Source organism: Campylobacter sp. BCW_6464 (genome assembly GCF_001762775.1).
GTDB lineage: Bacteria > Campylobacterota > Campylobacteria > Campylobacterales > Campylobacteraceae > Campylobacter_D > Campylobacter_D jejuni.
On sequence record NZ_MJXM01000028.1, the window covers coordinates 1 to 2,963 of the forward strand.

General features: G+C 27.5%; 2 protein-coding genes and 1 pseudogene. All 3 read right to left on the minus strand.

Annotated elements, in window-relative coordinates; translation table 11 throughout:
• A partial coding sequence (locus tag AJ885_RS01655; RefSeq protein WP_141080865.1) for a motility associated factor glycosyltransferase family protein occupies positions 1 to 857 on the minus strand: 857 nt, incomplete at its 3' end.
• A gap of 12 nt (positions 858 to 869) precedes the next feature.
• Positions 870 to 2,729, minus strand: a complete 1,860-nt coding sequence (locus AJ885_RS01660) for a motility associated factor glycosyltransferase family protein (protein WP_079860264.1) — start codon at positions 2,727 to 2,729, stop codon at positions 870 to 872.
• A pseudogene (locus tag AJ885_RS01665) lies at positions 2,726 to 2,963 on the minus strand (motility associated factor glycosyltransferase family protein); the annotation flags it as partial. The gene AJ885_RS01660 and the pseudogene AJ885_RS01665, both read right to left, overlap by 4 nt.

Consider the following 2,963-nt stretch of genomic DNA (forward strand, 5'->3'; position numbering starts at 1 on the left):
ACATAATCAGGCTTTATACCATGCTTAGCTAAAATAGGATAAGAAGAATCTGCACAAAAAATCGTAGCTTTATTAGCATACTTTTTTAATAAAGGTAATTGTTTGGTTAAACTTGGTCCTGTAGAAACAATAATAGCTGTATCACTTAAATTCTTTCTTTTAGAAAGTAATTCTGTATAACTAGGATGAGTGATCATTTGAGGAAGATTATAAACAAATTGTTCTATGCCTTGAAGGGCATCAAGCGAATCATTACCATGAGAAATAATAGAATCTTTAAAATGCTGCGCTAGCTTTTTATTTAACTCCAAAACATCCTCATGAAATCTTTCATAATAATTACTCATCAGTTCTAAAAAATAAATTCTAGAAAATTGAAAGAAAGGTTTGTTAGAACAAAAATTAGAAAAAAATTCTATATCTAAAGAACTAGTTTCTAAAATCATCAATCTTGAATTTTGTAATTCATTTGAAAAATCTAAGATATGAAACATTGCCCAAATGATCTCTATATCTTTTTCAAAAACAACGATATGCTGATGATTTTTATTTTGTAATAAAGCTTTAAATAAAATTCCATTTCCAAAACCATAAAAATACAATACAGGATAAAGTAGGTATTTGTCATTGTAAGTGTTTAACATAGTTTGTAACTCTTTAATGGGGTTTTGATAAAGTAAATTTTCATTATACTCCCCCACTGAATTATCTTTTAGATTGATATCAAGATTATCTTTACCTAAGATAAGTTCAAATTTACTAGACTTGATTTCTTTTAAACTTTCTTTTAAAAGAATATTACCTAAAGCTTCAATATTTTTGTTAAAGAGCTCTTTTTGGGTAGGAGTGAAGGTCATTGGAAATCCTAATTATTTTTTGATTATATCGTCAAAATTCCAATTTTCTAAACTTTTTTCTATAGTTTGGTTTTGAGTGTCAAGGTATCCTAAACCTTGTATAAACCAATTGTGTTGTATTTTTAAAAAATCTATCAAATTTTCTTTTTGCTTGTTTGCATTTAAAACTTCAAATTTTAAAATTTCACATTCATTATGAAAATAAATTGCTCGAGTAAGTTCGTTAAAAAATTTGAGTTTTTTAAATTCTTTGAAAAGATTTAAGAGATTGTTTTTGATTTTTTCAAGAGTGTGAAAATCATCTTTGTTTTTTTCTAAAGTGTATCTGAGTTTTTGAAGTTGAGCTTGAGCTTTTTTGATAAATTCTTTGGATTCTAAAATGTTTTTTTGGAGATATTTTTTTGTTTTTTCTAATTTTTCTTTGGCTTGTTTTTTATCTAAAATTTTTGGAAAATCAAAAGGTTTGTTTAAATCCTTATCAAGTAAATTCTCACAAACCCAAAGAAAAGGTTTTTCTATAGTTCCTTCTATCCTTGCTCCACCTTCGGTACAGTTGTAAGTGTTGATATGAAGTTTTTCTTTTGTCCAAAAAATATCTTTTTCAAACGCTTGACGAAATAAATTCCAAGTAAGTTGTGTTCTTACTTTGCCTTTTCCACCATAAGCTAAGGTATAGCTTTCCCCTCTGATTTCTTCACCTTGGTTGCCATGAATGTGTTCTTTAGGGTGAGAACTTCCATCTTCACTATAAGCAAGATCTTGTCCTATGAAAATAATATTTTCAAATCTTAAGGCCCCGGCTAATTCATAGATCATATTTGAAACGCTATGTCCTACTCCTAAATATCCGTATTCATTAAGTTTTAAACTCGCTGCAAAATTTAAAGGGCGATGTACAAGCATATAAGTTCTTTGATCTTTTTCTAAAAAATCTAATACTTCTTTGTGAACCACAGAAGCAAGTATGAAAAGTATGTCTTTGTTAAAATCGCCAAAATCATTATCAAAACATTTAGAAACTATATCATCACGTTCTAACATACAAACATAATCAGGCTTTATACCGTATTTTCCAAGGATAACATAAGCACTATCCGCACAAAAAATCGTAGCTTTATTAGCATACTTTTTTAATAAAGGAAGTTGTTTGATTAAACTTGGTCCTGTAGAAACAATGATAGCATTTTTAACTTTAGCTCTTCTTTCTTTAAGAAATTCTTGAAAAATTCCATGATTTAACATTTTAGGAAGATTATCTAAAGTATGTTTGATCCCTACTAAAGAATCATGCGGATCATTGCCTTTGTTTAAAACAATAAAGCGTATCATTTCTATGAGTTGGGTGTTTGTATTTTGTATTTGTGTGTTTTGGAATTTTTGATAAAAATCGCTATGGATAAAAAGATTAAAAATTTTTACACTTTTTTGAATGACTTCATAGCTAAAAAGTGTGCTAAGTTGTGCAATATTTAGCGTTTGAGTGTGAAAAAGTATGAGTTTTTCATTTTTTAAGGCTTCACTAAAGTCAAATAAATGAAAAGCAAGGGCTAAAATTTCCAAATCATCTTCAAAAACAACAATATGTTGATGATTTTTATTTTCACATAAGCTTTTATAAAGCATTCCATTTCCAAAACCATAAAAAAATAAAATAGGATATTTTGCGTATTCACTTTGAAAAAGGCTAAGATTTTCTAAAAGCTCTTGATTGGGATTTTGATAAAGTAAGATTTCATCTTTTGTAAAATTGATTCCATTTTCATTTTGAATAAGTTTCAAAGTTATATTTTTAAGCGATCTTAATCTATAAGCTAGAGTTTCATCAACTTCAAATAAAGCTTGAGTATTTTTTAAAAAAAGCTCTTCTCTCACCTTCTTACCCTTTCCATCCATTTATCTAATTTTCTTTCTTTAAGTTTTTCTTCTAAAGGAAGTATATTTTTTATCAAAGCGCTTTCTTGTGCTTTGATATGTCCATAAACTAATTCCATAAATTCTAAATGTTCTTTTATCCAAAGAATATTTTTATTAAAAACATCTTCTTTGGTTTTAGGATTTAAAACATAAATTCTAGCAAGATTAAGTTCAAATTGAGTTAGCAAGGGG